Source organism: Chryseobacterium sp. ISL-6 (assembly GCF_018613715.1).
In the GTDB taxonomy this organism is placed as follows: Bacteria; Bacteroidota; Bacteroidia; order Flavobacteriales; family Weeksellaceae; genus Chryseobacterium; species Chryseobacterium paludis.
Window position 1 is genome coordinate 370,456 of the sequence record NZ_JAGGPT010000006.1, and the last position, 25,739, is coordinate 396,194.

Below are 25,739 nucleotides of genomic sequence, written 5' to 3' on the forward strand. Positions count from 1 at the left end.
GCGCTTTGCAATGATGCAACCTATTTTTGTATTAAGATTAAATTGATCATTAAACCAGGGTGTCAGTGTAACATAATCAATGGAGGCAAATAAGGAGCAGATTTTAGTAGACCGTCTTCTGTTAAAGGAAGAAGCTGCATGGAAGGAGCTTTTCGGAGCTTATTCCGGAAACCTCTCGTATGTGTGCTCCCGCTATATCATCAGTAAAGATGATGTCCATGATGTATTACAAAATAGTTTTATTAAAATGTTTCGCTCGATAAATTCATTCGAGTACCGTGGAAATGGTTCTCTAAAAGCATGGATAACCAGGATTGTTGTTAATGAATCATTAAAGCATATCAGACAATATTCTGACTTTAAAATAGTAACGGATGATTTTGAAATTCCTGATATAACCGAAGAAGCGGAACCTAATCTGGAGGAAGTACCGCAAGAAGTTATTATGGAAATGATTCGCTCTCTTCCGGATGGTTACAGAACTGTTTTTAATCTGTATGTGTTTGAAAATAAAAGTCATAAACAAATTGCGGAATTACTGGGAATAGCAGAAAATTCTTCGGCTTCGCAATTTCATAGAGCTAAAGGCATGCTTGTTCAGAAAATTAAGGAGTATAAAATGTTAACAAAGGCGCAATATGAATAATCAATGGTTAAACGAGCTGCGCAGGAAGATGGAAGATCATACAAGTGATGTTCCGGATGAATTATGGAATGATATAAAGGATGAATTATCCTTTGAAGAGGAGAAAAATACTGTTGTAGGCTTTCCTACTGAGGGAAGTCGTTCAGATGAAGAGGAAAATCAAGTTCCAGCCAAAAAGATTAAACCTTTAGTATACAGAGTTGCCGGAATTGCAGCTGCAATTGCATTATTTTTTATCATAGGAAAACAGCTGCTTAAGGTAGATAATGAAAAGGAAGTAGCACCAAAAATGACCTATTCTCCTGAACAGAGAAATAAAATAAAGCAGGATCATTTATCCAATAATGGAACGATTCCTGTGAATAGAAATGGAAATGTCAATATTGATCATGATGTTTCAAATAAAATTGGATCACATGAATTGGCCTCTTTAACAGGAAATATTTTTCAAAACAGTCTATATCAGAATTTGGGAAGAAATCCGGATATGGGTTATAATAAGGAAACAACAGATACAAGTCTGTTACCTTATTTGTTAGGACAATCAGGCACTATAATACAGAAACAAATTCCTCATATTGAAGATAATGGCTACATTAATCGCAGAGATGAGATCAACGAACTTATTTCTGAAACAGATCTGGAAATGCAAAACCAATCCATGGCGAGCACAGCAAAACTGAAAAAGCAAAGGGCGAATAGATCATGGATGCTAAGTATGTTAACGGGAAAAGCTTCTTCTGAATCTCAGCAGTTCCCCGGATATGCAACAATGAGTGGTCAGCCTTTGAGCATCAGTGAGATGTGGAGTGCCTCAGCATATGATAATGATCCATTTGTTGGTGTTTTATTAGCTAACCAAAACAAAAATGTAGAGGCAACATTGAGACATAAGGTACCATTGAATTTAGGAATTTCTTTATATTATAACTTAGGAAAAAGATGGGGTATAGGGACAGGACTAAATTATACCAAATTATCATCTGAGCTTCACTCCGGCAGTCAGTCTAATTTCGTGAAAAGTGAACAGACGGTTCATTATATTGGGATTCCGGTACAGGTAAATTATAATGTAATACAGAAAGGAAGATTTACAGGATACATTACCAGTGGTGCTCTTGTTGAAAAATCTGTTGCTGGAAACTTTACAACGAAATATGTGGTAGATAATGTTGTCAATGAAGAGACAAAAGAAGATTTACCCAGCCAGCCAGTACAGGTTTCATTAAATACTGCTTTGGGGGTACAATTGAAACTTGTCGATAAAATTGGAGTCTATGCAGAGCCTGGTGTTGGCTATCATTTCAAAGATAATAGTTCCCTGAACACCATTTATAAGGAGAAACCTTTAAACTTAAATATCAAATTTGGTATCAGGATATTACTGGATTAATTTCTTAATACTGTTATTAAAAATACTAACCAACCATAAAAATTTATATATGAAAACAAAACTAATTTTTTTATCACTGTTCTTATTTTTAAGTATTTTAAGAATAAATGCACAGTGTTCATTTACACCTACCATTACCAGTCCTAGATTAGGAGCTCAATTCCCAAATAAAATTGTGTTTTGTAACACAGAGTCTGAAATACTTTCAACACAAAATTATGGTAGTTACCAATGGTACAAACAGATGTGGACATGGCAGTCCCCAAATACAAATCCTTGGGTTCCTATTTCTGGGGCTAATTCCCAAAACCTGACAATCAATGGAGCTAATGATATGCTTTATAATTTTAAGGTGGAAGTTACCCTTAATGATTGTACAGCACAAAGTGCGGAAGTTATGGCAGATGGATATGCATATGCTCTTCCAGCTATGATGACCACTCTGACTCCGGGAACTTATGAAGATTTAGGAGGTGGAGAATACAATGTTTGTAATGGTGCATCAGTGCAATTTGACGATGCATTCCCAGTACTATACGGAGCCCATACCTGGTACAAATGTGCGCCAAGTAATATACCACCGGTTCCAGGAGACCCTTGTATCATAACAGGAGTAACAGGAGATACTTATATTGCAACGGGATCAGGTGAATATGGTTATTATGCATGTACGGCGTACTGTCCGGATCAATGTGAATTCCTGGGTTTAGGTTCTTTTGTGAAATTGAATTTTGGAAACTGGAGTTTTTGTAATCTGGGAACTGATGAAACAGGACCAAAGAAAACGAATGATTTAACAATATATCCTAATCCAGCGGCACAGTTTATATTTATTGGAAAAGATTCCGATAAAGTATATACGGAGGTTTCCATTATTGATGCTTCAGGAAGGCTTGTTCTACAAAAAAAGAATCATACCTATAATCAACCTATTGATGTAAGCGGATTGGCTGTTGGAACGTATATTATTGTTTCTAAGGATTCAAAAGATCAAACGTATAAAAATAAATTCATTAAAAAGTAAAACTGGGTGCCCCCTTATAACTCAGTTAGTTTTTTCAGTAATTGTGGAGTCGGTGTAGAATTTTTTCTGCACCGACATTTTTTTTAAAGAATACGGCTGACATGATCAGTGTATTTGAGATCAATATTATTACAATATTGACTGATAGTTATTTATTCAGGAAAAATTAAATTATATTTACTTTAAAACACACACAAATGTTGATCAAAATTTATGGAAGCGCAATTCATGGAGTTGCAGCTCAGACTATTACTATTGAGGTAAATGTCGATACAGGAGGCGTTGGCTATCATTTGGTGGGGCTTCCCGATAATGCTATTAAAGAAAGCAGTTACAGAATCTCTGCAGCCTTAAAAAATGTAGGATTAAAAATTCCGGGAAAGAAAATCACAATTAATATGGCTCCTGCAGATCTTCGAAAGGAAGGTTCTGCCTATGATTTAAGTATAGCTATAGGGATTTTAGTTGCTTCAGATCAAATTCTTGCTGAAAATATTCAAGATTACATTATCATGGGAGAGCTTTCATTGGATGGAAGTTTACATCCTATAAAAGGGGTTTTACCCATTGCTATTCAAGCTCGTGAGGAAGGCTTTAAAGGAATTATTCTACCCAAACAAAATACCCGGGAAGCAGCAGTAGTAGAAGGTCTCGATGTGTACGGAGCTGATAATATTAAAGAAGTAATTGATTTCTTTAACGAAGGAATACCTATTGAAAAGGTTGTTTTAGATATAAAAAAAGAATTCCAGGAAAAGGTTAATCAATTTCCATTTGATTTTTCAGAAGTAAAGGGGCAGGAGACTGCAAAAAGAGCTATGGAAGTTGCAGCAGCAGGAGGACATAATATTATTTTAATTGGTCCACCAGGAAGTGGAAAAACAATGTTAGCAAAAAGAGTTCCAAGTATTTTACCACCACTAACTTTAAAGGAGGCTTTAGAAACAACAAAGATTCATTCTGTTGCTGGGAAAATTGGAACAGAGACTTCTCTAATGACCATTCGCCCCTTCAGATCACCCCATCATACCATATCAGATGTTGCTTTAGTGGGTGGTGGAAGTTACCCTCAGCCTGGCGAAATTTCTCTGGCTCACAATGGTGTTCTATTTCTTGATGAAATGCCTGAGTTCAAACGGACAGTTCTCGAGGTCATGCGACAACCCCTGGAAGATAGGGAAGTAACGATTTCAAGGGCTAGATTTACCGTCAATTATCCAGCAAGTTTTATGCTGATTGCTTCAATGAATCCAAGTCCGAGCGGATATTTTCCAGATGATCCTAATAATACCTCGAGCATTATGGAGATGCAACGATACATGAACAAATTATCAGGCCCTCTTTTAGATCGTATTGATATCCACATTGAAATTCAAAAGGTTGAATTCGACCAGCTAACAAAAAAAAGGAGTGGTGAAAGAAGTGAAGATATCAGAAAAAGGGTTTTAAAAGCCCGTGAAATACAGCAAGAAAGATATGAGGGTTTAGAAATCAGTTGTAATGCCCAGATTGGTCCTCGGCAAATCGAACAATTTTGTGCATTAGATGGGGTTTCATTTTCCTTAATAAAATTAGCAATGGATAAATTAAATCTTTCTGCAAGAGCCTATGACAGAATTTTAAAAGTAGCCAGAACAATTGCAGATCTTGAGGAATCTGAAAATATTTTGTCACAGCATATCTCCGAAGCGATACAATATAGAAGCCTGGACAGAGAATTTTGGAATGCCTGATATAGATTGACGAAAAAATCTTAAAACCTAAAAGAAATAAAACCCAAGATTGAAACTACAAGAAGAGCTTAAGGGAAGAGTTTATTCATATTTTTAATAGTTTTTTTCTTCAATAGGTAAACAGAATAATTGATCCTTTTTTATAATTGTAACATCATCAAAATAAAAATTTGCCTGTACATTTTCTGTTTCAGCTATTTTATTGCCTTCTTTGTTTTTACATACTAGGGTAAAGGAATTCTGATGAGTTCTTGTAAAATACCATATTTGAAACTCGGGATTTAAATCTATTTGCTGATCCAATATCAGATCCAATAACCACAAACAATCTTCATAATTTGTTAAATCATAAATTCCTTCTGTAAATTTATATCCATCTTTGTAATCATGTAGGTCTTGCGGAACTGAATAAACATCGTATAAATCGTTGGCAAAATTTCTACGGCTACTGTTTCTGTTAGTCATGATCTTTGTTTTTAAAGCTGAAGGAGATTTATATTTACGAAAAGTTTCTGGAGTCTTGAAATTATTGTAATAGGCACTTGTAGGTTCTGTGAAATTTTTCATATTTAAATATTTATGTTAATTTTGTTTTATTACCTTTGTACAAATATAGTCAAAATTTAGACTAATTTAAATATAAATGGACAAAATAACAACCATAAAGGAGAGGATACTATTTTATCTGGAAGAAAAAAGTATTAAAAAGGAGTCTTTTTATAGAGAAACTGGAATGTCTGCTTCTAATTTCAAAGGAGCAGGACTAAAGAGCGACTTGGGAATTGATAAGGTTGTTAAAGTACTTTCTGTATATCCGGAATTGAATAACCACTTACATTGGTTGATAAAAGGGGAAGGTGTTTTAGATTTAAATGCTGTGGAGGAAGAGGAACAAAAAAAAGATCCCCAATCATCTGGCGATCTTTTATATAGTGAAAATTTTAATGAAGGAATTGGAGATTTACTGGCAAATATCTATGCCCAGTACAATACTCAAGATAAAAGTTTACTCTTCATACAAAATCAAATATCGAAAATGGAGAAGAAATTAGATGCTGCTATTATAAAACAAGGTAAGTATTTAGAAAAAATTCTATCCCAGATTCAAGATAAAGCAGATTCAAAGTAAGTTTAATTCTTATTTACAATGATCTTTTCTTTATTAGAAATCAATGTTTTTGTAGGAGCATTTAAAATGAGATACCCGAGTTCATCGGTGAAAATTTCCAAATCCTGCATTGTACCAATAAATCCATTATTGATCTCTTTTTTTACTAAACTCATTTTCTTTAAGTATTGCTCCTCAGATAAGATTTCATGAATATAATCTTCCCAAAGTTTATCACTAAGAGCAACAAGAATCTTTAAACTTTCTCTGTGATTACTCATTTTTAGTGATGTCATTTCGTTTAAATAGTATGGAAGAAAATCTTTCTAATGTACTATTATTAAATTTATCAATTACACTTATTTCTCGATAGTAATTATCTAATCGATATATCAGATAAACGATTAAGGCAATAATTACAACAATTGCAATGTCTGCATATCCCGATATAATATTCTTATTAAAAAATATGAATTTAATATACGTTGCTAGGTGAAAATATCCAGAAACGAAAACAGCATAGAATGTATATCGATGAGCTTTAAATAATCCTCCTAGCGCAAGAAGTATAATGCACGATGGGATTGATAAAAAGTAAATAGCCGAATCAAGATCCAAACGCCTTTCACCAGCATTATTTGCTAACTGAACATTCACGTCAGTAAAATAACCAACGATGTTGTTCAGAAATGGTAAAATTGCCGATATCAGCACAAAAGCTGACATAACAATCTGGATAGTGAGCTTACCTAGGCCTATCCGGTTTCGTTGGGTCGATTGTTTCGTTTGCTGCTGGTTCATTTATTGCTGGTGGATTAGTTGGAATTTCTGATGCTCTCACTGAGTCGGTAATAACTTTTACCGTCTTTAATCTTTTCATATCTGATTTGATACTCTTGGATTGTTGTGTGGTCATTTCATCATCATTTCTATCCGCGCAAGCTACCAAAAGAGATATCAAAATAATTCCTGACAAAATTAATTTTAGATTCATAACAATATATATTTTTTTACAACATAAAGATAAGAGATAAAACTTAAATTTATGTTAAAAAAAATAAGGTAATGTTTTTCATCTTTTAATAGTAATTAAAATTAACAAATTATCTAAAAACCTTATATCACTACGCGATGAATTCAAAAGTAGTGAATATATTTTTATATGCTACTATTTTTTAGTAAAATTTTCATTTCAAAGCACATAACTTTGTTTTTATTTTACTAATTAAGCCTTACTTTGGAAAAAAAGTTCTTAAAAGAAGCTTTTGATCTTATTTGGAGACTTACCTAGCTATAGGTGCATTTTTTCAAAAAAAATAAAATTATAAAGGATATGAGTAACAAAGAGATCTTAGAAAAAGCAAATTTGGCCATTACAAAAGGAGATTATGAAGGGTTTTTGGCATTCTGTGCTGATGATACGAAATGGACTTTTGTTGGTGAGCAGATCTTACAAGGAAAGGAGGAGGTCAGGCAATATATGGCAACAATATATATAGAGCCCCCTAAGTTTAGAGTTGAAAAACTAATAGGTGAGGGTGATTTTGTAACAGCAGTTGGTAAAATAAGTATGAAAAACAAAGGGGGAAAGATCATCGATTACTCTTATTGTGATGTTTGGAGATTTCACAACGGTAAAATGATTGAATTGGAAGCTTTTGTTATTGAGAGTTAGTTGCGGATACCAATTGAAATTTTGAAATGATATTCTTTACAGATTGTAATAGTGTGATAAGGTTAGTTAAACCCCTTTTTTCCCATCCATAATCATCTGAATCATTTTTGTTTTTCTATTTTCCCGTGTTTCCTGTTTTTTGGCTTCTTCAATCCATCTTATATATTCCTTTCTATGAGTGTAACTCATTTTATCAAATAAGTCTTTTGCTTTGGGGTTTTCATTAAAAACAACAACAATATCATTTGCAATTTCAACAGTTCTTTCTTCCTTATCCTCAATGAGAGATACGAAAACCTCATCGCCAAAAGTTTTATTCAGTTGTTTTCTGATCTCCTGGGTTAGTCCTAAAACATGACAATCAGATTTCATTTTAGAAAGACTTCCACGATATTCAACATTGCCATCGAAAGTAGCCTTGATTTTAACCTGTCCTTTTTTTCCAAATATTTTCTCAGTGGAAAAAGGGAATTCGACAAACGCAGCATTTATTTCGCCATTTTGTCTGATAATAGCTGAAAATTTAATAGAGCTCATGTAAATCGATTTATAGTCAAAAATAAGAAATTTCGAATATTTTTCAAGATTTAATATGAGAGTATTTTAATAGTGTAAGAATGTTTTGTGTATTTTATTGTTTTTAGTTTAATTAAATGTAAATATTTTTATTTAATCAATTGAAAATTCGTAAATTGTTTTGATATTAAAAAAAATGGAATGAAAAAAATTTTACTTTCTCTAACGTTAATTTCAGCATTATATAATGCTCAAGTTACTAGTTTTCCTTGGTTGGAAACATTTGAAACTGATTCGTCAACTTCTTCTTTATGGACTAAAATTTATGAGTCCGGAACGAAAGAATGGACGAATGTGCAAACTGCATATGCCGGATATACCACTGGAGCTTACCAAGGTTCTTATATGGCACAATTTGATATTACTTCATTTGATGGCGATACAACAAAGTATGTGAGTCCTGTATTGGATTTGTCGTCGGCAGCTAGCCCTACCTTGGAATTTTATTATAGAAATAGAGATTGGGGTGGAGATCAGAATGAGCTTAAAGTATATTACAGAACATCTTCTTCAGCTGCTTGGATCTTGATAAGTACGTACAATTCCAGTGTAAGTTCATGGACTACATCCGGAGTATTACCATTACCTTCACCATCTGCAACTTATCAGATTGCTCTAGAGGGAGTGGCGATGTATGGATATTCTATTACTGTAGATAATGTAACGGTGAACGCCTCAGCATTATCCACATCTGAAGTGAATCATAAAAAAGATTTATTCAGAGTATTTCCGAATCCTACATCCGATTTCGTAAATATTACGTCGGCATCAAAAATTTCGGAAATCTCAATAATCGATTTTAGTGGAAAGAACATTAAAAACCTAAAAGCAGATAATACAGAAGTTCGTGTTTCTGTACAGGATTTACCATCTGGAAATTATATTGTTAAAGTTAAGAGTTCAGATGGAACTGCCGGTTCTCAGAAGTTTATAAAAAAATAATATAACGCGCAGCAAAGTAACCTTTATATTATTCATTATAATTAAAACTAAAATAAAACCCCGTGAAACTTTTTCACGGGGTTTTAAAATATATCTTAAGAAAAGATTACCTTTTCTTTTTAGTCGTTTTTTCATGCTCTGCTTTAGCAGGACGAGTTTTAGTGTCAGCAGGAGTGTTTTCACTTCTTACTAATTTTAATTCGTCAATTAGCCTTCTTGCGCCAGCATATTTATCAATAGTCCAAAGCACGAAACGTACATCAACGTTGATTGTTTTTTGCCATTCCTGTTCAAAAACAATATCACCGCTTAGCGCTTCACTGTTTCCGTCAAACGCGATACCAATAAGATTACCTTCACCGTCAATTACCGGAGAACCAGAATTCCCACCTGTAATATCATTGTTAGAAAGGAAGTTTACAGGCATATAACCTGCTGCATCTGCATATTGACCGAAATCTTTCATATTGTAAAGATCAATCACCCTTTGTGGAAGATCGAATTCTTCATCTCCTTTTTTGTATTTACCAACAAGACCAGTCATATCAGTGTAATAGTTGTCCGTTACACCAAAATAATTTCTATCTGTTCTGATCGGTAATTTATCTACTGTTCCATACGTTAATCTCATTGTAGAGTTAGCATCCGGATAGAATTTTTTCTCAGGCATTGCTTTCATTAAACCCGCTAAGAATAAACGGTTGTTTCTAGCAAAGTTATCATCTATTTTAGAGAACTTTTCAGAAGATAATCTCTGATCAGTAGCAACACCGTTAGCAATTTTTAAAAGTGGATCTGCATCAAGTTTCAAACGGTCTGGGTTTAAGATAAAGTTTGTTACTGAAGCTTTATTAGCAAAAATAGATGAATAGGCTACATTTGAAAGATTCTTAGAGTCTAATCCCATAATAGTAGCAGAAGCAACATCCTTATCTACTCTTGACTGGTAAAGACCAACCATTGAGTTTAGCATTTCTCCTTCCAATTTAGTATTGAAGTTTTCATAAGCAGCTTTTACAGAAGCTTCCACTTTTGCTTTCATTGCTAATCTTCCTTGCATGTCTTGTTCTGCATAAGATTTAAGAACAGAACCTACCTGATAAGCAAGACTGATATATTTTGCATTTCTGGAAAGTTGAGAAGCATAATTTCTTTCAACATTTCTGTTAGAAACTTGCTTGTAGTAAATAGAAATATCATCTAATACTCCATCATATTCAGTGTTTCCAGCTTGTAGAGCCCATTTGCCGAAGTTGTCTTCAATTTTTTGTTTGTCAGAAATTGTTCCGTTCTTAATAACAGCATCAATGGTTCCTTGTCTGTTTTTCCAGTAGTTAGCTACTGAAGCATACTGAGAAGCATAGTTAAGCTGCGTAGCTTTATCTTTATCCATATACTTCTTCATTACATCCATTGCCAGTTTTGATGCTTCCACCCAAGCTGGATAATCTTTGTTTACCATCTGTTGGATACCGTAAGACGTTAAATAACGGTTTGTTCTTCCCGGATATCCTAAGATCATAGAGAAATCTCCAGGCTTAATTCCTTTAAGAGAAACCGGTAAAAAATGTTTAGGTTTTAGTGGAGTATTGCTTGGAGAATATTCTGCCGGATTTCCTGCAGCATCAGCATATACTCTGAAAACGGTAAAATCCGCTGTATGTCTAGGCCATTCCCAGTTATCTGTATCACCACCAAATTTACCTAATGATGAAGGTGGAGCACCAACCAATCTGATGTCTTTGTAATCTTGATAAACGAAATAGTAGAATTCATTTCCGTTAAAGAAATCTCTTACTACCACAGTATATTTTCCGTTTTCGGAGTTTTCAGACTGGATTGCTTTAGTTTCAGCATCGATCACAGCTTTTCTCTCTTCACCGGTCATATTGTTATTTAGTTTGGAGTTGATTCTTTGAGAAACATCATCCATTCTAACTAAAAATCTAACGTATAGGTCTTTTGCGTTAAATTCGTCTTTTTGCTTCATTGCCCAGAAACCATTTTTTAAATAATCTTTTTCTGGAGTAGAAGCTGCTGCCACAGCACCGTAACCACAATGGTGGTTCGTAAAAATAAGTCCTTTATCAGAAACAATCTCTCCAGTACAAAATCCACCAAAGCTTACGATGGCATCCTTTAAACTTGAATTGTTTACAGAATAAATTTCTTCAGGAGTTAAATGCAAACCTTCTTTTTGCATATCAACACCATTTAATCTTTTGATGAGCATTAACAGCCACATACCCTCATCCGCTCTCATCTGGACAAAGCCCAATAAAAAAGTGAATAGTAGAAATAGTCTTTTCATTTTATAAAATAATTTTGTGTCGCTAATTTACTAATTTTTACGATATTCTGCCCGTGAATGGTATGAAAATGGAAGGATTGTTTTTATGAAAAAAATATTAGTATTGCTTTTAGGCATTTTGTTTTTGGGAATAACTTTAAATTGTTCTTCAGTGCCGGAAAAAAATCCATCACTTCAAAGAGAATGGATGATGGTGTCCTTTGGGAATTTCAGTAAAGAAATGATGGTTAAAAATAAGGCAGGTATTAATTTAACCTCTAAAATAGAAGATGGAAAGATAAAGGGAGGAGCTTTTATGGGATGTAATAAGATGTTTTTTACAGCAGAGATTAAAAGCAAGGGTAAAATTAAGTTTTCAGGGCTTGGAAGCACCATGATGGCTTGCCAGGATATGAAGTTAGAAGAAGCTTTTTCAAGAAGTATTGAAAAGATCACCCATTATTCTGTTGAAGGACATTTTCTCACCTTATCGGATGATAAAGGGGAGGTGATGAAATTTGTAGCTTCTGATTGGGATTAAATACCCATTAATTTGTTTAAGATAAAATATAAAAAAGTCCGCTACTATGCGGACTTTCTTTTTGTTGAAAAAACTTTCTTTTGTTATTAGTTTTTAGGAATAGTTTTTTTTATTTCCTGCAAAGTTGCAGTGTTGGGTAATCCCATAACGGGTATATTTGTGTTCCTAGAATTATTTGCCTTGCGTGACTGTCTGTTGGGTATTGTTGCCAGAACCTCATCAAATGTGGCTGTATTGGACAGTTGTTTACCTGAATTGCCTGCCGGAGTCTTCGCTTTTGAATCTTGTTTTTTAACCTCAAGACCCTGATCTGATGCTAGACCACTTTGTACAGGTTTTTTGCTTGCACTTTGCTGAGTTTCTTTCAAAAGCTGGGCTTCATGTTCTTTTGCATTTTTTAATACCAGTGTCTGATCCTGCGTTTCCGAGGTTTTCGTTTCCTGAGCATAAGTACTAACACTTAATAGTAGAAATGCGGTAATATATATAGATTTCATAGTTTTTTATTTAATATTTACAAGTACTTTTATTTTTCCGATTTCATTCTGATTGTAGTCCTGAAGTGCTTTTCCAATTACCTGTCCTACTTTTACTTTTTTAATATTAGCCTTCATAGCAACACCTGGTTTTGATGAGGTAACTAAAAGATCTCCTCTTTTTATTGCGCCACCATCCAAACAGACTTTCGTAGGAATTACACCGATAACACCCATGGGAACTTTATCAGAAATATCAGCATCTATATGTTCTTCGGTGAGTAGTACACCTGGTCTGGTAGCATAAACACCAGCAACCAGATTAGAATATGGTTTTGAAGATTTTTCTACAGTTCGGTCTGAGTTTGTTGAGATCGTTAAAACATCACCGGTTTCATAATCTGAAATATTTCCTTCTACATCGAAAACCTCAGCTAAATCCGCTCCTCCAGTTTGTGTTCCACCATTGAAAAATCCTCTTCCTGCTTTATTGATACGGGCTACATTAACGGAGGCACTTTGATATACGGAAATATTACCTGATGGTCCCTGATGATTAACAAGCAAGGCGGAGCCAGTGCCTGTAGTGGTTACATGTACCACTGGTTGGCCATTAGCATTATTGAAGTTGGCAAAGCGACCAGCTTTACCGGTACCAAAATTGGGAATAAAGCCTGAGATGGCATTGCCTGTTCCGTCACACGATGCTTCAATACCGTCGCCAGTACCTCCTGCATTGGCGGTAATGCCATTTCCATTGCCTTCCGTAAGGGCTAACACAGCCGGACCATTCCCGCCAGCATTGGAGGAATAGAATAAACCACCGTATCCCCCGGTGCCTGATGAAAGACCATAGACGCCAGCAGTACCAAAGTTGGCAAATATAGAGTTCACTTCTCCTTTCACAGCTGGTGAAGTACCTGTAGTGCGATTTACCATAAAGTTACCTGCAATCCCATTCCCGACGGTTTTTACAGTTATTACATCATTTTCATTGTCTTCATTAAAAATCTCAAACCTTCCGGCCCGTCCTGTTGCGAAAGTTGGAACCCATGCATATAAGGCATTCCCATTTCCATCAATATTGGTTTCAACACCATTACCGTCTTTACCTGCATTAGCGGTTATTGCATTTCCATTGCCGTCGGTTATTGCAACTAAGGCACGTCCGTTTCCTGCAACATTGGAAGCATAGAAAAGGCCTCCAAAACCACCCGTTCCCGAAGCTATACCAAAAATACCTGCAGCTCCGAAGTTGCCAAATATTGTATTTACTTCAGCTCTAACAGCTGCTGCCACACTATTCGTGTTATTGACAAGGAATGATGATGCATTTCCCTCAGTATTGTCAGGAATATTTCCATTTCCATTGGTTTCTACTTCAAGTGTATTAACGAGATTGGTTTGATTCACGTTTTCGAATCGTCCTGCTCGTCCGGTGCTGGTATTAAGCCCTACTTGACCAAAGACACCAACTCCTGTTCCCGTAGTGTTTGTAGAGATAAATCCTCTTACGCCATATCCACCACCATCATTTCTTCCGACCACTGCTCCGGCGATATCACTGGTTGTTCTCCCCACAACAGCTTCTCCATTTCCGTTATTGTCTCCAATAATACCTGCAGAAACCTGTTGGCTGGTTATGCCATGTACGGCAAATCCGCTTCCTGTGGTACTTAAGATTCCGGCACCGCTTCCAGAAGAAGAAACATTCACTACCGTTCCATTTCCTAAAGTTGAAACATTAAGAGCGTTATTGTTATTGGCATTATTTAATAAAGCAATATTAGCGGCGATCCCATTGTTACTTGTTGCATTAAGACCTGTTCCTGTATTGCTGTTTGCATATACACCATATCCGGCTCCTGATGAGTTTCCATAAACCCCTAAACCATTAGGAGTAACTCCGTATACTCCCCATCCGCTTCCGTTTTGACTGCCCCAGACACCAACTCCCAAACCACCTGTTCCGTTATTGATTCCGCGAACTCCTGATGAAAACCCTCCAGGAGAAGTGCTGCTCACAATACCCCTCACTGAAGCAATACTTGAAGTCGTTGTATTGTTGATTCCTTCAACTGAAGTGCCGTCACCATCATTTGTCAGTGAAAAAAGGGTAGCTGGGTTATTAACAGTTGCCGTATAAGGAAGGGTGAAGTTTCCACCACCCCCGCCTGCTGACTTTGCATACATAGCATATGGAACGCTAAGTAGCTGACTGGTTCCTGTTATTGTGTAGCTTGTTCCTCCAAGAGGATCCGTTTCTGTTTTTAAATAATAATTTCCTGTTGACCAGTTAATAGTGGCAAATGTTCCTGTGAGGACTGTTCCCGAACCTATTTCAAGGCTGATAAGGCCGTTTGCATTCGTATTTCCGGTTAATCTTTCGGAATAAACGACCGGTCCTGCTGCAGAACCTTGTAAGACACTCACTCTTATGGCGATGCTTTGATTGACGAGCAGTTGTCCGGAAAGATTCCGCATAACTGCTTGATAGCTCATTTTTTCGGGTACTTGTGCATAGGCTGAAAGACAGCCCAACATAAGCCCTAGCATAAATAGAATTTTTTTCATGGTGTTATTTTTTTATGATTTTGAACGTTTTGATGTTTTTACCTTCTTGATTTATTCGGATCAGATACATCGCAGAAGGAAGTGAAGAAAAGTTGAATTCAGATTTTGATTGAGTTATCTTATCCTTTTTGATCAATTTACCTTGGGCATCAAATAATTGATAATCTGAGTTTTTGTAACTGTTTACAGTAAAATCCAGATATAAATTGTCTTTGAATGGATTAGGGTAAAGTAAAATGCCGTCTTCTTCGGTTGTTGTTTCATGAGTAGAAAGAGTTGTTACTTCAAAGGCTTGTTGTACACCTTCCATAACTTGTGAGCCACTTCCCTTTGAGAGGTAAGTGATTTGCCCTACACTATAAGAAACAGAGCCGTTACCTCCTGAGACACTCGTTCCCGTAGCCAGAACAGCTGACTGAGCGTGCAGATGTCCGGATACGATAAACAGAATGAAAAAGAAGCCGAAAATAGATGTTCTTTTCATGTGATTTTTTGGTTATTAGTTAATGATAATAAGTAAGAGTTTGTGGAATATTAAAATTACCACATATTTGAGGCTGATATTTGGAAAATAGATAAACGACAGGAAAAATCGACGAATGACCAGTTTATTAAAATAGTTGAGATTGTGGAGTTATTGTTTGATCTCAGCCGGGCATATTGAAAAATGCCAGGTTGTCTTTATAAGTTCTTCCGATTGGAAGTTTGATGTGATTAACGAGTTCTACTTCGTGTGCTGTTTTACTTCGGATGAGGTATTTGGGGACAGCATAACTGCGGTGTATTCTTACAAAAGAATCAAAATAATTTTGGTGAAGAAGATTGCCAATAGAATCCAGAATACAGTGCTTTTTTTCGGAAGTTATGATTCTGGTGTAATCTTTTAATGCTTCAAGATAAAGGATATCTGTGATTTTTATTTGAAGAATTGTACTTCCTTCTTTTATTTTAATATTATTTTCACCTAGCAAGATATCAAGACACTCACTCTTTTCCTTCATTTCAAGGAAATCAAAGAGCTTTAACATGGATTGATGGAATCGTTCTGTTTTCAGGGGTTTCTTAATGAAATCTAAAATGTCCAGTTCAAAAGCTTCAATAGCGAATTCAGGATGTGAACTTATAAAAATACAGATCGGGATTTTGTGGGCTAGTTTGCTAAATTCCATTCCATTCATACCAGGCAGATTGGTATCAATAAATAAAACATCAATAGGAAGGTCAAGGTAGGGAATAGCTTTTTCTGCGGAATCAAGAGAAGCAACAATTTCAATACACTCATATTGATTAATATGATGATGAAGAACCAGTCTGTCCAGTTCATTATTATCAATAACCATACATTTAATATTGGTAATCATGATTCTCTGGATGTTGTTAGTTTTTTAAATTTTAAAGTATTAAAACAATAAAATTGTTCTATAAAGTTATTAAAATAATATAATTTAATGTTGTTTTAAATTAAATTTAACATTAAGATTTTTATATTTTAAATAAAGTAAGTAGTTTCCAGAGCGAATTATCACTAATAAGATGAATGTAGCTAAAAGTGGAGTTATATAATTGTTATATAATTAAGGATAAGAAAAGAGGGTAGGGCAAGTTATTTAATGTTGTTAATGATCCATTCAAAATTTCTGAATCGAGAATTTTTATCATAAATATTACTTAGGATTATCATGTTGTTGGTTTTATAAAATGCTGCAATATCAGAAAGTTGCTTTCCGATAGTCTCTGGTGTGGCAATGATTATATTTTTTAAACCTTGTTGAAAATCATTTTTGCCTTCTTCTCTCGAAATTTTTTCTTCTACCTCATCTGGATGTAAAAGGGGCGTTGGTGCTAATCCCCGATGTGCCTCTAAAAACTGGTAAACCATTGAATAGGCATTTCTTTTTGCTGTTTCATAGTCTTCAGCTACTGAAACTGAAAGAGCAATTTGTAAACGAGGCGTTGATGTTATAAGGTTAGGTTGAAAATCGTTTTTATAAATGTTAGTGCTTTCATTTCTTTGTTCATTTACTAAAAAATGAGAATATGAATAACCTAGTCCATTTTTTGCTGCTTCTTTTGCTGAATTGTTGCCCGATCCTAACCACCAGACTTCAGGTTTGTGATGAAGATTTTGTGGTTGTGCTATTAAGTCTCCATAACGCTCCTGAGTTGGGGTAATATCCTCGGACAGATATGCGACGATATCCTGTAGTTTTTCACTAATTGTAGTTACGGTTGGAAGTTTATCACCATTCAATGCAAGCGACGACATTTTAAGTCCACCCGGAGCCTTTCCTAATCCTAATATAAAGCGTCCCGGAAAGATAGAAGCCAATAGTTTTGTTATCTCAGATACTTTATAAGCTGAGTAATTGCGAAGCATAATACCAGCAGTACCTACTTTTATATGTTGTGTCTTTCCCAAGATGACGGCAGCTAGAATTTCTGGGCTTGAACTGGCATAAGCCGTTACACCGTGATGTTCTGAAAATAAAATACTTTCATATCCTAATTGTTCTACCCATTGTGCCAATTCAATACTGTTATCGAGAGCTTCCTGAGGGTGTTTTCCGGCAATAACAGGGGATTGTTCCAGGACACTCAGTTTAATCGTTTGTTCTTCCGTCATATAGATTGGTTTTTAAAAACAATATTTAATCATTCAATATAATAAATAAATTCTTTTGGCTTTTAATAATCATTCACTTAGTGTCATAACTCAAAGGGATCGTTGGTGTTTTTACCAGTTATTTAATTTTAGTGTTTAGAAAATAAAAAACGGGTTAATCTAATTGGTAATTTTCTACAAATCGGTATTATTATAAACTTAAATTAACATTAAAATTTCTCATTGTCCAAAAAATCATTTTGTTTTTTATTCTTAAAAATGTTATCTTGTAAAGCTCACAAACATAGATAGAACTTAATGCTAGAAAAGAAAGAACATAATTACGAGAAAGCAGTTTTAGTAGGTGTTATTACTCAGAATCAGGATGAAGAAAAGCTGGTAGAGTATATGGATGAACTGGAGTTTTTAGCTTTCACGGCAGGAGCCACAGTAGAAAAACGCTTCACTCAAAAATTAACGCAGCCAGATTCCAAGACCTTTATTGGAAGTGGAAAAGCACTTGAAATAAAAGAATACGTAAAAGAAAACGAGATAGGGACTGTAATTTTCGATGATGAACTCTCTCCTTCGCAGCTTAAAAACCTGGAAAGAGAAATGGAAATTAAAATTTTGGACCGTACCAATCTTATTCTTGATATTTTTGCACAACGAGCGCAAACTTCGTATGCAAGAACTCAGGTAGAATTGGCACAATATCAATATCTCTTACCGAGACTGACAAGAATGTGGACCCACTTGGAACGTCAGAAAGGGGGAATAGGAATGAGAGGTCCGGGGGAAACAGAAATTGAGACCGACCGTCGTATTATCCGTGACAGAATTTCATTGTTGAAAGATAAATTAAAGACCATTGATAAACAAATGGCTACTCAGCGAAACAATCGTGGGAAAGTAGTTCGTGCCGCTTTGGTGGGTTATACCAATGTTGGAAAATCTACTTTAATGAATGCGCTTTCAAAATCTGAAGTTTTCGCTGAGAATAAATTATTTGCGACTTTAGATACGACAGTGCGAAAGGTTGTTATTGGAAACTTGCCGTTTCTGCTAACCGATACGGTAGGGTTTATCAGAAAACTGCCAACTCAACTGGTAGAATCTTTTAAATCTACATTAGATGAGGTTCGTGAAGCTGACTTGCTTATTCACGTCGTGGATATTTCTCACGAAAGTTTTGAAGATCATATAGAATCTGTTAATCATATTTTGATGGAAATCAATGCTCATCAGAAACCAATGATCATGGTTTTCAATAAAATTGATGACTTCAGTTATGAGAAAAAAGATGAGGATGATTTAACGCCAACCACAAAAAAGAATATTTCTCTTGAGGAGTGGAAAAAAACCTGGATGGCAAGATCTAAATATCCTACCGTATTTATTTCTGCTTTAAGTAAAGAAAACTTTCCAGAAATGAAGAAAATGATCTATGATGAGGTAATGAAAATTCATATCTCGAGATTTCCTTATAACGATTTCCTTTTCGAATATTTTGAAAATGATGAGGAGGAAGAAGAAAATAACGATTAATGAAATATTACTTTTTCCTTCTGTTTCTATGTATCTCGATTTCTGGCTTTAGTCAAAAATCCAAGATCGATTTTAAGAGTATTGAAAAGAACCTTAAAAACTCTGAGTCGCCATACAGTTATGATAGACTTATTTTCAAATATAAAGGGATACCAAAATCATTGGATAGCATAGAAGCTCAACATTTGTACTATGGTAGAAATTTTGAAACAAATAAGCTAACTACTTCGGATGAAGATTTTAAGAGTCTGGCCGAAGCGTTTAAGAATAGCAATTTTGATGAGTGTATACGATTAGGAAAGATTTTATATGGTAAAGATCCTACAAATCTTGATGTGTTGTTAATTTTGCTCAGAGCATATGACAACAAAAAAGATATAAGCAATTTTACCCATCATTTGTCACAACTTCGATTGCTTGCTGATGCAATAAAAAATTCCGGGGATGGAAAATCAGAGAAAACAGCCTATAATGTTAACTCTGTGGGTGATGAATATATTTTTCTGAATATTCTAAATCTGGGAGAAGGATATACAAGAAGTTCAAAAACAATGAAGGACGGGGTTATCGACGTATGGGAAAAAGAGAATAACAAAATATATATCAAAGTCCTTTATTTAGGCTTTTAAATTTAAAAATAACTTAGTGGAATTATATTATTCATTTTCGGTGTTAATAGTTTTAGCATCCATATTCGCATATCTCAATTACAGATTTCTTAAGCTTCCGAGCACGATCGGAATTATGGTTATTGCCATTGTGGTTTCAATTTTCCTGGTTTTATTTGGTGAAACCGTATTACCTAGAACCTTTGGGCATCTTCATAAATTAATGAATAGTATTGATTTTACGGAAGTACTGATGGGTGCAATGCTTAATTTTCTTTTGTTCGCCGGAGGAATACATATCAATATCAATGATCTGAAGGAACAATTTAGGCCGGTTCTTATCTTTTCAACAGCAGGAGTTGTTATCTCTACTTTTATAGTAGGTTTCGGAATGTTTTATCTTCTTCCTCTTGTAGGTATCAAACTTCCGTTTATCTATTGTTTGGTTTTCGGAGCCCTTATTTCTCCTACAGATCCGGTAGCAGTTCTCAGTATTTTAAAACAGGCAAAAGTATCAAAGTCTTTGGAAACAAAGGTGGCAGGAGAGTCTCTTTTTAATGATGGGATGGCTGTTGTTGTGTTTACTGTTGTTTTACAGCTGGCTGTTGGGAAAGAAGTAGATTTGGGAGTTGAGAGCATCGGGTTACTATTGATGAAAGAAGCCGGCGGAGGATTATTGCTGGGTGTTTTATTAGGCTGGATCACTTCCCGACTGATGCGTGAAGTGGATGATTATATTATTTCAGTATTAGTTACCCTTTCGGTTGTGATGGGAGGTTACCTTATTGCAAGGCAAATGCATATCTCTGGGCCGCTTACTATGGTAGCTGCAGGATTGTTTATGGGGAATTTTAATGTACGATTCAAAATGAAATCCATTACCCAGGACTACCTTATTAAATTCTGGGAATTAATAGATGAGATATTAAATGCCGTACTATTCCTATTTATTGGTTTTGAGTTACTAATGATCAAAGATTTGAATCATTTTATTATTCCAGGGCTTATTGCAATTCTAGTTGTTTTGATCGCAAGGTTTATTTCTATTTGGGGACCTTCGAAATTTATGTCCTTCAGGACGCGGTTCAGTCCACAGACCATTAAGGTTTTATTTTGGGGTGGAATTCGCGGTGGGGTTTCCATTGCGTTGGCAATGTCTATTCCTAAAAGTGAATACAGTAATATTATTTTAAGCATTACTTATTGTGTAGTGGTATTCTCAATTATTGTTCAGGGGCTTACAATTGCTAAAGTTGCTAATCCTAAGAAGATTGCGAAAGAAGAACTGGAACAAGAAGGTGTTGCTTTAGATGAAACTACCTAATTAGTTGATTACGATGAATAATACAATCAAAGATATACATGAAGCATTAGCTGTTTTATCTATTCCGGAAAAGGCAGCTTTCTTTCCTAAGTTTTTTAAAACAGGAAAAGGTGAATATGGTGAAGGGGATGTATTTTTGGGAGTAAAAGTTCCGTACCAAAGAGTAGTGGCAAAAGAATACTATTCTAAAATTTCTTTAAAAGAACTTGGGGAGCTACTTTCCTCAAAATTTCACGAACATAGATTGACTGCCTTGTTTATGCTGATCAATAAGTTTGAAAAAACAAAAGATCCAAAAAACAAAGAGGAAATTGTAAAGTTTTACCTTGATCATTTACCGTTTGTCAATAACTGGGATCTGGTAGATTCCAGTTGCTATAAAATTTTGGGACGCTATGCTTTTGAAAATAAGAAAGAAAATTTACTTAGAGATCTTTCTAACTCTGATGACATGTGGCATAAAAGAATTGCTGTTGTTGGAACAATGCATTATGTGAAAAAAGGATCGTTTGATTTAACGAAAGAATTTGTAACAAATAATTTAAAACATTCACATGATCTGATGCACAAAGCAAATGGATGGCTGCTAAGAGAAATGGGGAATAAAAATGAAGAAGAGTTGATTTCTTATTTGTCGAAATACTATAAAGATATGCCCAGAACATGCCTGAGATATGCGATTGAGAAATTGGATGAAGAAGTACGGCAAGATTATTTAAAAGGAAGGATCTAATGGATTGTTTATTTTGGAAGACCTGTGCCCATTATTTTTTACACCTTATATTTCCTGTTTTTATAGCTTTAATTTTCTATAGAGATAACTGGAAGAAGGTGTATCTTATTCTATTAGCAACGATGCTAGTAGACCTAGATCATCTATTTGCCAATCCTGTTTTTGATCCTACGAGAAATAGTATAGGATTTCATTTCCTGCATTCTTATTATGCCATTACCTTATATTTCGTAATGCTTTTTTTTAAAGGAACAGTCAGAATTATTGGTATCGGACTTTTATTACATATGTTGACCGATTTTCAGGATTTTAACCTATGGTGCCATTAAAATATCATTAATATTTTCTTTTAATAATTTAATTTTCATCGTTTTTTTGTATTTTGTAGACACTTATGAAATTAAAAGAACTTTTACACTATACCTTTATTTTCCCTGTTTTAGCAGTAGGTTACTATTTTTCTGGATTAATGGAAAATGGTGTTGTTTATGAAATTATTGCAGGAATTTTACTCACAGGTAGTGTATTATCAGCTGTCCATCATGCAGAGGTTGTAGCTCACAAAGTAGGAGAACCATTTGGTACTATTATTCTAGCCCTTTGTATTACTATTATTGAAGTCGCATTAATTATTTCGCTGATGGTAGCAGGAGGAAGTGAGGCTATTACATTAGCCAGAGATACTATTTTTGCTGCAGTAATGATTATTCTAAATGGGATCTTAGGAATATGTATTTTAGTAGGTGGAGTGAAATATTATGAGCAGTTTTTTGCAAGAACCTCAGCAACGACATATCTGGTAAGTATTGTTTCAATATTAGTTTTAACATTAATCCTCCCTAACTTTACCTCAAGTGTAAATGGGCCATTTTACAACACCGCTCAGCTGATTTTTGTTTCTATTGCGTGTCTGGTTATTTATGGTGTTTTTTTAATGGTTCAGACCGTAAGACACAGGAATTATTTCATTATTACAGGGGATCATCCGGATTCTCATTTTATTCCATCAAGAAGTCAAACTATTGTAAGTTTTGTTTTTCTGGTAATCTGTCTTGTTATTGTTGTTTTAATGGCTAAAGGTCTTTCCGCAACAATTGAAGATATGGTACAAAGTATAGGTGCTCCAAAATCATTAGTAGGAGTAATTATTGCAGGGGTTGTGTTGCTTCCGGAAGGTGTCGCTGCTATTCGTGCAGCAAGAAATAATCAGATACAGTCTAGTGTGAACTTAGCATTGGGATCTGCCTTGGCAAGTATTGGTTTAACGATCCCTGCGGTATCTATTGTTTGTATAATGTATGATATTCCTTTTGTATTGGGGCTCGATAAGAAAGATATTATTTTACTTTCTTTATCCGTGTTTATTGTAATGCTTTCTTTAAGTAGAGGAAAAACCAATATTTTATATGGAACAGTTTTACTAGTGAATTTAGCGGCTTATATTTTTACTGTCATAGTTCCTTAATTAAGCTTTCTGGCCATTTCCATTTTGTATGCCATCAGCCTGGCGATATTTTCAGATTTATAGATAGCCATATCAGCATTTTCACCTATAAAGTTTTCTTCAATGGTTCTTTTCCATAATGATAACCATTGGTCAAAATGTTTTTTCTCCATCGCCTGAAGCTCATTAATTGGAAAATGGACAGCCATGGGATTTCCTTTATAACTCATTTGACCAAAAAGAATGCTTTCCCAAAAAGAATACATTTTTGGAAGGTGTTTATCCCAGTCTACTTTGATAATATCCCTGAAGAAAAATCCAATAGTATCGTCTTTAATTACTTTTTTGTAAAATGAATTAACCAACAGTTCAATGTCCTCTCTGGATTCAAGCTTTTTCATATTTCAAAGTTAATTTAAATTCAATTGATGAATTCAATCATCGACTTGATAAATTTCATGAAAACAATATTTTATCTTTGCATGTTGGTTACAAAAGTTGGAAAGAAAAATAATATAAATAATGGCAAGAGGATTTAGGCAAAAAATTCGTCAGAAAAATACGGATAGCAGTGGTTTTGGAAGTAATGCTTCCGGAAGGTTTATCAATAAGGATGGACTGCCGAATGTTCGAAGAAAAGGCATTAATGTCTTTAATAGGTTGAGCTGGTATCACACTATGCTGAACCTGTCTACATTCAGGTTTCTTTCCTATTTAGTGATTGGCTATATTCTTATAAATATTATTTTTGCTTTAATTTATTACTCTATAGGAGTACAACATCTTACTGGGATCGATAAGAGTAATCCGATCAATGAATTTATAGATGTATTTTTCTTTAGTTCACAGACATTTACTACTGTTGGATATGGTAGAATAGCTCCGATCGGTTTTATGGCGAGTTTGGTGGCTACTTTTGAAGCTTTTCTGGGATTGCTTGCTTTTGCCATTGCAACGGGTTTATTTTATGGAAGATTTTCCAGACCCAGAGCCTATTTAAGATTTTCTGATATTGCTGTTATATCGCCTTTTCAGGATTCTACAGCTTTAATGTTTAGGCTGGCTCCTTATAAAAATAATGCACTTACTGATGCAGATGTTATAGTATCAGCTGCAATTGAGGTTATTGAAGACGGAATACCTAAGAGCAACTTTTATAGATTAGAGACCCGATTAAACAAGATCAGTACATTGGCACTGAATTGGACTGTGGTACATTTAATTGATGAAAACTCTCCCTTTTATGGGTTTTCTGAAGATGATTTTAAAAGTATCGATATAGAAATTATAGTACAGGTACGAGCTTTTGATGAGGTCTTTTCAAATACAGTGGTTCAAAGGTCATCTTATGCTACCGGAGAGATAATTTATGGGGCTAAATTTGTACCAATGTATTACCCAAATAAGGATAACCAGTCTACAATTCTGGATCTGGATAAAATTAATAAATATCAAAAAGTAGATCTTTCCGTTTTAGCGGAGGATAGAGGATAATGAATCTGGAACTTTATAAAACACAGGCTTTACAAAAGCAAAAAGAACACAAAAAATTCTTAGATGGGTTAAAGAAAAAACCACCTAAGAACCTTGATTATGTTGTTCAGGAAACCCATGAGGAGGTTTTTGAAAAGATTAATTGTCTTCAGTGTGCTAATTGCTGTAAAACAACGGGGCCATTATATACAGAAAAAGATATTGAACGTATCGCTAAACATCTTCGGATGAAACCTATAGATTTTGAAGCAAAATTTCTGAGGGTAGATGAAGACAATGATAAAGTTCTGCAAAATCTCCCTTGCTTTTTTCTTAATAATGATAATACATGTTCTATCTATGAAGTGAGACCTAAGGCTTGCAGAGAATACCCACATACGGATCGTAAAAAGATCTATCAGATCAATTCTCTGATGATGAAAAATACTGTAATCTGCCCTGCAGCATTTGAATTTGTAGAAAGAATTATGAAAAATTTAGGAAAATAACCTATAATCAAAAATCATCTTAAAAATACATAAAGTACGTTAAATAAGAACTTTAGATATAATTTAATGAAATAAATGGCGTTTAAAAAATATTAAACAACCATTTAAAATATTACAATATGAAAAAGTTAATTTTAACGGCAGTCTTTTCTTTAGCGGGAGCTGTTGCCGTATCAGCTCAAACTGATGCTCAGAAAAAAGGTGATGCAAATCAAACAACTACTCAAGCGCAGCCGCAAAGTACACAAACAAACATGAGTACGACTACCCAAATGCAAGGGCAGAATGCAGGTGCAACAGTTACAACAGATGCCGCTGCAAATACGTCAACACTAAGTGATGCAACAGCAACCGTAAGTGCCGATACCAATGTAGAAGCAACTAAAACGGCAGAAGCCACTAAAGAGGAAAAAAAAGCTAAAAAGAAAAAGTCGAAATAAGTAATTTAAAAGTAAAAGTGAGAAATCCTGAAATATTTATTTCAGGATTTTTTTATTAATAGTTTTTATTTTAAAAGTAT

The 25,739-nt window shown here is 34.7% G+C and carries 29 protein-coding genes; 17 read left to right on the forward strand and 12 right to left on the reverse strand.

The genetic code is table 11. From position 1 onward, the window contains the following. Positions 1–79: 79 nt before the first annotated feature. The 4 genes from J7E44_RS12560 to J7E44_RS12575 all read left to right on the forward strand — a co-directional run bounded on the left by J7E44_RS12560 (position 80) and on the right by J7E44_RS12575 (position 4,796). On the forward strand, positions 80–646 hold the full coding sequence (locus J7E44_RS12560) for an RNA polymerase sigma factor (protein ID WP_214830204.1): 567 nt from the start codon (positions 80–82) through the stop codon (positions 644–646). Next, complete coding sequence (locus tag J7E44_RS12565) at positions 639–2,039, forward strand: outer membrane beta-barrel protein (protein WP_214830212.1); 1,401 nt, start codon at positions 639–641, stop codon at positions 2,037–2,039. Before J7E44_RS12560 ends, J7E44_RS12565 begins: the two co-directional genes overlap by 8 nt. Positions 2,040–2,088: 49 nt before the next feature. Next, positions 2,089–3,063: a T9SS type A sorting domain-containing protein gene (locus J7E44_RS12570; protein WP_214830214.1), complete on the forward strand. Its 975-nt coding sequence runs from the start codon at positions 2,089–2,091 to the stop codon at positions 3,061–3,063. Positions 3,064–3,260: 197 nt separating this feature from the next. Beyond that, positions 3,261–4,796, forward strand: coding sequence for a YifB family Mg chelatase-like AAA ATPase (locus J7E44_RS12575; protein WP_214830216.1), 1,536 nt, complete (start codon positions 3,261–3,263; stop codon positions 4,794–4,796). A gap of 93 nt (positions 4,797–4,889) precedes the next feature. On the opposite strand, the gene J7E44_RS12580 is transcribed toward J7E44_RS12575, so the two are convergent. Next, positions 4,890–5,363, reverse strand: a complete 474-nt coding sequence (locus J7E44_RS12580; RefSeq protein ID WP_214830218.1) for a DUF6876 family protein — start codon at positions 5,361–5,363, stop codon at positions 4,890–4,892. A 76-nt stretch (positions 5,364–5,439) separates the two neighbouring features. Here J7E44_RS12580 and J7E44_RS12585 point away from each other — a divergent pair, with 76 nt between their 5' ends. Then, positions 5,440–5,925, forward strand: a complete 486-nt coding sequence (locus J7E44_RS12585; protein WP_214830220.1) for a hypothetical protein — start codon at positions 5,440–5,442, stop codon at positions 5,923–5,925. Between the two features lie 2 nt (positions 5,926–5,927). Here the strand turns inward: J7E44_RS12585 and J7E44_RS12590 are convergent, their stop codons facing one another. The 3 genes from J7E44_RS12590 to J7E44_RS12600 are packed head-to-tail and all read right to left on the reverse strand — an operon-like array spanning position 5,928 to position 6,898. After that, positions 5,928–6,185 carry a hypothetical protein gene (locus J7E44_RS12590; RefSeq protein ID WP_214830222.1) on the reverse strand — a complete coding sequence of 86 codons (258 nt, stop codon included), beginning with the start codon at positions 6,183–6,185 and terminating at the stop codon, positions 5,928–5,930. Then, on the reverse strand, positions 6,178–6,630 hold the full coding sequence (locus J7E44_RS12595) for a hypothetical protein (protein ID WP_214830224.1): 453 nt from the start codon (positions 6,628–6,630) through the stop codon (positions 6,178–6,180). Before J7E44_RS12595 ends, J7E44_RS12590 begins: the two co-directional genes overlap by 8 nt. Positions 6,631–6,649: 19 nt before the next feature. Further along, positions 6,650–6,898 carry a hypothetical protein gene (locus tag J7E44_RS12600; RefSeq protein ID WP_214830226.1) on the reverse strand — a complete coding sequence of 83 codons (249 nt, stop codon included), beginning with the start codon at positions 6,896–6,898 and terminating at the stop codon, positions 6,650–6,652. Positions 6,899–7,237: 339 nt separating this feature from the next. Here J7E44_RS12600 and J7E44_RS12605 point away from each other — a divergent pair, with 339 nt between their 5' ends. Then, positions 7,238–7,579, forward strand: coding sequence for a nuclear transport factor 2 family protein (locus tag J7E44_RS12605; protein WP_214830228.1), 342 nt, complete (start codon positions 7,238–7,240; stop codon positions 7,577–7,579). Positions 7,580–7,645: 66 nt separating this feature from the next. Here J7E44_RS12605 and J7E44_RS12610 read toward each other — a convergent pair whose 3' ends face one another. After that, entirely contained in the window at positions 7,646–8,116 is a 471-nt protein-coding gene (locus J7E44_RS12610) for a YdeI/OmpD-associated family protein (RefSeq protein ID WP_214830230.1), read from the reverse strand. 180 nt (positions 8,117–8,296) lie between these two features. Here J7E44_RS12610 and J7E44_RS12615 point away from each other — a divergent pair, with 180 nt between their 5' ends. Then, the gene (locus tag J7E44_RS12615; RefSeq protein ID WP_214830237.1) at positions 8,297–9,097 is read left to right on the forward strand and encodes a T9SS-dependent choice-of-anchor J family protein; all 801 of its coding nucleotides are present in this window, start codon (positions 8,297–8,299) and stop codon (positions 9,095–9,097) included. 106 nt (positions 9,098–9,203) lie between these two features. On the opposite strand, the gene J7E44_RS12620 is transcribed toward J7E44_RS12615, so the two are convergent. Beyond that, the gene (locus tag J7E44_RS12620) at positions 9,204–11,408 is read right to left on the reverse strand and encodes a S46 family peptidase (protein WP_214830242.1); all 2,205 of its coding nucleotides are present in this window, start codon (positions 11,406–11,408) and stop codon (positions 9,204–9,206) included. An 85-nt stretch (positions 11,409–11,493) separates the two neighbouring features. Here J7E44_RS12620 and J7E44_RS12625 point away from each other — a divergent pair, with 85 nt between their 5' ends. Then, positions 11,494–11,928, forward strand: a complete 435-nt coding sequence (locus J7E44_RS12625; protein ID WP_214830243.1) for an META domain-containing protein — start codon at positions 11,494–11,496, stop codon at positions 11,926–11,928. Between the two features lie 86 nt (positions 11,929–12,014). Here J7E44_RS12625 and J7E44_RS12630 read toward each other — a convergent pair whose 3' ends face one another. The 5 genes from J7E44_RS12630 to J7E44_RS12650 all read right to left on the reverse strand — a co-directional run bounded on the left by J7E44_RS12630 (position 12,015) and on the right by J7E44_RS12650 (position 17,601). Further along, a complete protein-coding gene (locus tag J7E44_RS12630; protein WP_214830245.1) occupies positions 12,015–12,425 on the reverse strand; it encodes a hypothetical protein in 411 nt (136 codons plus the stop codon). 6 nt (positions 12,426–12,431) lie between these two features. Beyond that, entirely contained in the window at positions 12,432–14,978 is a 2,547-nt protein-coding gene (locus J7E44_RS12635) for a beta strand repeat-containing protein (protein ID WP_214830247.1), read from the reverse strand. A gap of 4 nt (positions 14,979–14,982) precedes the next feature. After that, on the reverse strand, positions 14,983–15,462 hold the full coding sequence (locus J7E44_RS12640) for a T9SS type A sorting domain-containing protein (protein ID WP_214830249.1): 480 nt from the start codon (positions 15,460–15,462) through the stop codon (positions 14,983–14,985). A gap of 163 nt (positions 15,463–15,625) precedes the next feature. Next, positions 15,626–16,339 carry a LytR/AlgR family response regulator transcription factor gene (locus J7E44_RS12645; protein WP_214830251.1) on the reverse strand — a complete coding sequence of 238 codons (714 nt, stop codon included), beginning with the start codon at positions 16,337–16,339 and terminating at the stop codon, positions 15,626–15,628. Between the two features lie 242 nt (positions 16,340–16,581). Further along, positions 16,582–17,601: an MsnO8 family LLM class oxidoreductase gene (locus J7E44_RS12650; protein WP_214830253.1), complete on the reverse strand. Its 1,020-nt coding sequence runs from the start codon at positions 17,599–17,601 to the stop codon at positions 16,582–16,584. Between the two features lie 297 nt (positions 17,602–17,898). On the opposite strand from J7E44_RS12650, the gene hflX reads away from it, so the two are divergent. From hflX to J7E44_RS12680, 6 genes are all read left to right on the forward strand, one after another. Further along, positions 17,899–19,128, forward strand: coding sequence for a GTPase HflX (gene hflX, locus J7E44_RS12655; RefSeq protein WP_214830255.1), 1,230 nt, complete (start codon positions 17,899–17,901; stop codon positions 19,126–19,128). Continuing rightward, positions 19,128–19,757 (forward strand): DUF4919 domain-containing protein, encoded by a 630-nt coding sequence (locus J7E44_RS12660; RefSeq protein WP_214830257.1) that lies wholly within the window; start codon positions 19,128–19,130, stop codon positions 19,755–19,757. The genes hflX and J7E44_RS12660 overlap by 1 nt, the downstream gene beginning before the upstream one ends. Before the next feature lie 16 nt (positions 19,758–19,773). Next, positions 19,774–21,060, forward strand: coding sequence for a cation:proton antiporter (locus tag J7E44_RS12665; protein ID WP_214830259.1), 1,287 nt, complete (start codon positions 19,774–19,776; stop codon positions 21,058–21,060). 13 nt (positions 21,061–21,073) lie between these two features. Then, a complete protein-coding gene (locus J7E44_RS12670) occupies positions 21,074–21,793 on the forward strand; it encodes a DNA alkylation repair protein (RefSeq protein ID WP_214830261.1) in 720 nt (239 codons plus the stop codon). Beyond that, positions 21,793–22,122, forward strand: coding sequence for a DUF6122 family protein (locus J7E44_RS12675; RefSeq protein ID WP_214830263.1), 330 nt, complete (start codon positions 21,793–21,795; stop codon positions 22,120–22,122). The genes J7E44_RS12670 and J7E44_RS12675 overlap by 1 nt, the downstream gene beginning before the upstream one ends. A 65-nt stretch (positions 22,123–22,187) precedes the next feature. Then, positions 22,188–23,258 carry a calcium:cation antiporter gene (locus tag J7E44_RS12680; RefSeq protein ID WP_214830266.1) on the forward strand — a complete coding sequence of 357 codons (1,071 nt, stop codon included), beginning with the start codon at positions 22,188–22,190 and terminating at the stop codon, positions 23,256–23,258. Here the strand turns inward: J7E44_RS12680 and J7E44_RS12685 are convergent. Further along, positions 23,255–23,638: a group III truncated hemoglobin gene (locus J7E44_RS12685; protein ID WP_214830268.1), complete on the reverse strand. Its 384-nt coding sequence runs from the start codon at positions 23,636–23,638 to the stop codon at positions 23,255–23,257. The two genes, J7E44_RS12680 and J7E44_RS12685, sit on opposite strands and share 4 nt — an antisense overlap. Positions 23,639–23,759: 121 nt before the next feature. Between J7E44_RS12685 and J7E44_RS12690 the strand changes: the two genes are divergently transcribed. The 3 genes from J7E44_RS12690 (at position 23,760) to J7E44_RS12700 (ending at position 25,659) form a co-directional block, all read left to right on the forward strand. Then, positions 23,760–24,731, forward strand: a complete 972-nt coding sequence (locus J7E44_RS12690; protein WP_214830270.1) for an ion channel — start codon at positions 23,760–23,762, stop codon at positions 24,729–24,731. Next, positions 24,731–25,219: a YkgJ family cysteine cluster protein gene (locus J7E44_RS12695; protein WP_214830272.1), complete on the forward strand. Its 489-nt coding sequence runs from the start codon at positions 24,731–24,733 to the stop codon at positions 25,217–25,219. The genes J7E44_RS12690 and J7E44_RS12695 overlap by 1 nt, the downstream gene beginning before the upstream one ends. Before the next feature lie 119 nt (positions 25,220–25,338). After that, entirely contained in the window at positions 25,339–25,659 is a 321-nt protein-coding gene (locus J7E44_RS12700) for a hypothetical protein (RefSeq protein WP_214830274.1), read from the forward strand. Positions 25,660–25,739: the final 80 nt, after the last annotated feature.

Excerpts from the sequence above, each read along its gene's own strand:
- J7E44_RS12680 (WP_214830266.1), top strand. The coding sequence starts at position 22,188 with ATGAAATTAAAAGAACTTTTACACTATACCTTTATTTTCCCTGTTTTA.
- J7E44_RS12685 (WP_214830268.1), bottom strand. The coding sequence starts at position 23,638 with ATGAAAAAGCTTGAATCCAGAGAGGACATTGAACTGTTGGTTAATTCA.
- J7E44_RS12570 (WP_214830214.1), top strand. The coding sequence starts at position 2,089 with ATGAAAACAAAACTAATTTTTTTATCACTGTTCTTATTTTTAAGTATT.
- J7E44_RS12605 (WP_214830228.1), top strand. The coding sequence starts at position 7,238 with ATGAGTAACAAAGAGATCTTAGAAAAAGCAAATTTGGCCATTACAAAA.
- J7E44_RS12650 (WP_214830253.1), bottom strand. The coding sequence starts at position 17,601 with ATGACGGAAGAACAAACGATTAAACTGAGTGTCCTGGAACAATCCCCT.
- J7E44_RS12645 (WP_214830251.1), bottom strand. The coding sequence starts at position 16,339 with ATGATTACCAATATTAAATGTATGGTTATTGATAATAATGAACTGGAC.
- hflX (WP_214830255.1), top strand. The coding sequence starts at position 17,899 with ATGCTAGAAAAGAAAGAACATAATTACGAGAAAGCAGTTTTAGTAGGT.
- J7E44_RS12630 (WP_214830245.1), bottom strand. The coding sequence starts at position 12,425 with ATGAAATCTATATATATTACCGCATTTCTACTATTAAGTGTTAGTACT.
- J7E44_RS12695 (WP_214830272.1), top strand. The coding sequence starts at position 24,731 with ATGAATCTGGAACTTTATAAAACACAGGCTTTACAAAAGCAAAAAGAA.
- J7E44_RS12610 (WP_214830230.1), bottom strand. The coding sequence starts at position 8,116 with ATGAGCTCTATTAAATTTTCAGCTATTATCAGACAAAATGGCGAAATA.
- J7E44_RS12620 (WP_214830242.1), bottom strand. The coding sequence starts at position 11,408 with ATGAAAAGACTATTTCTACTATTCACTTTTTTATTGGGCTTTGTCCAG.
- J7E44_RS12700 (WP_214830274.1), top strand. The coding sequence starts at position 25,339 with ATGAAAAAGTTAATTTTAACGGCAGTCTTTTCTTTAGCGGGAGCTGTT.
- J7E44_RS12590 (WP_214830222.1), bottom strand. The coding sequence starts at position 6,185 with ATGAGTAATCACAGAGAAAGTTTAAAGATTCTTGTTGCTCTTAGTGAT.
- J7E44_RS12580 (WP_214830218.1), bottom strand. The coding sequence starts at position 5,363 with ATGAAAAATTTCACAGAACCTACAAGTGCCTATTACAATAATTTCAAG.
- J7E44_RS12660 (WP_214830257.1), top strand. The coding sequence starts at position 19,128 with ATGAAATATTACTTTTTCCTTCTGTTTCTATGTATCTCGATTTCTGGC.
- J7E44_RS12625 (WP_214830243.1), top strand. The coding sequence starts at position 11,494 with ATGAAAAAAATATTAGTATTGCTTTTAGGCATTTTGTTTTTGGGAATA.
- J7E44_RS12575 (WP_214830216.1), top strand. The coding sequence starts at position 3,261 with ATGTTGATCAAAATTTATGGAAGCGCAATTCATGGAGTTGCAGCTCAG.
- J7E44_RS12675 (WP_214830263.1), top strand. The coding sequence starts at position 21,793 with ATGGATTGTTTATTTTGGAAGACCTGTGCCCATTATTTTTTACACCTT.
- J7E44_RS12690 (WP_214830270.1), top strand. The coding sequence starts at position 23,760 with ATGGCAAGAGGATTTAGGCAAAAAATTCGTCAGAAAAATACGGATAGC.
- J7E44_RS12615 (WP_214830237.1), top strand. The coding sequence starts at position 8,297 with ATGAAAAAAATTTTACTTTCTCTAACGTTAATTTCAGCATTATATAAT.
- J7E44_RS12600 (WP_214830226.1), bottom strand. The coding sequence starts at position 6,898 with ATGAATCTAAAATTAATTTTGTCAGGAATTATTTTGATATCTCTTTTG.
- J7E44_RS12595 (WP_214830224.1), bottom strand. The coding sequence starts at position 6,630 with ATGTCAGCTTTTGTGCTGATATCGGCAATTTTACCATTTCTGAACAAC.
- J7E44_RS12635 (WP_214830247.1), bottom strand. The coding sequence starts at position 14,978 with ATGAAAAAAATTCTATTTATGCTAGGGCTTATGTTGGGCTGTCTTTCA.
- J7E44_RS12670 (WP_214830261.1), top strand. The coding sequence starts at position 21,074 with ATGAATAATACAATCAAAGATATACATGAAGCATTAGCTGTTTTATCT.
- J7E44_RS12565 (WP_214830212.1), top strand. The coding sequence starts at position 639 with ATGAATAATCAATGGTTAAACGAGCTGCGCAGGAAGATGGAAGATCAT.
- J7E44_RS12585 (WP_214830220.1), top strand. The coding sequence starts at position 5,440 with ATGGACAAAATAACAACCATAAAGGAGAGGATACTATTTTATCTGGAA.
- J7E44_RS12560 (WP_214830204.1), top strand. The coding sequence starts at position 80 with ATGGAGGCAAATAAGGAGCAGATTTTAGTAGACCGTCTTCTGTTAAAG.
- J7E44_RS12640 (WP_214830249.1), bottom strand. The coding sequence starts at position 15,462 with ATGAAAAGAACATCTATTTTCGGCTTCTTTTTCATTCTGTTTATCGTA.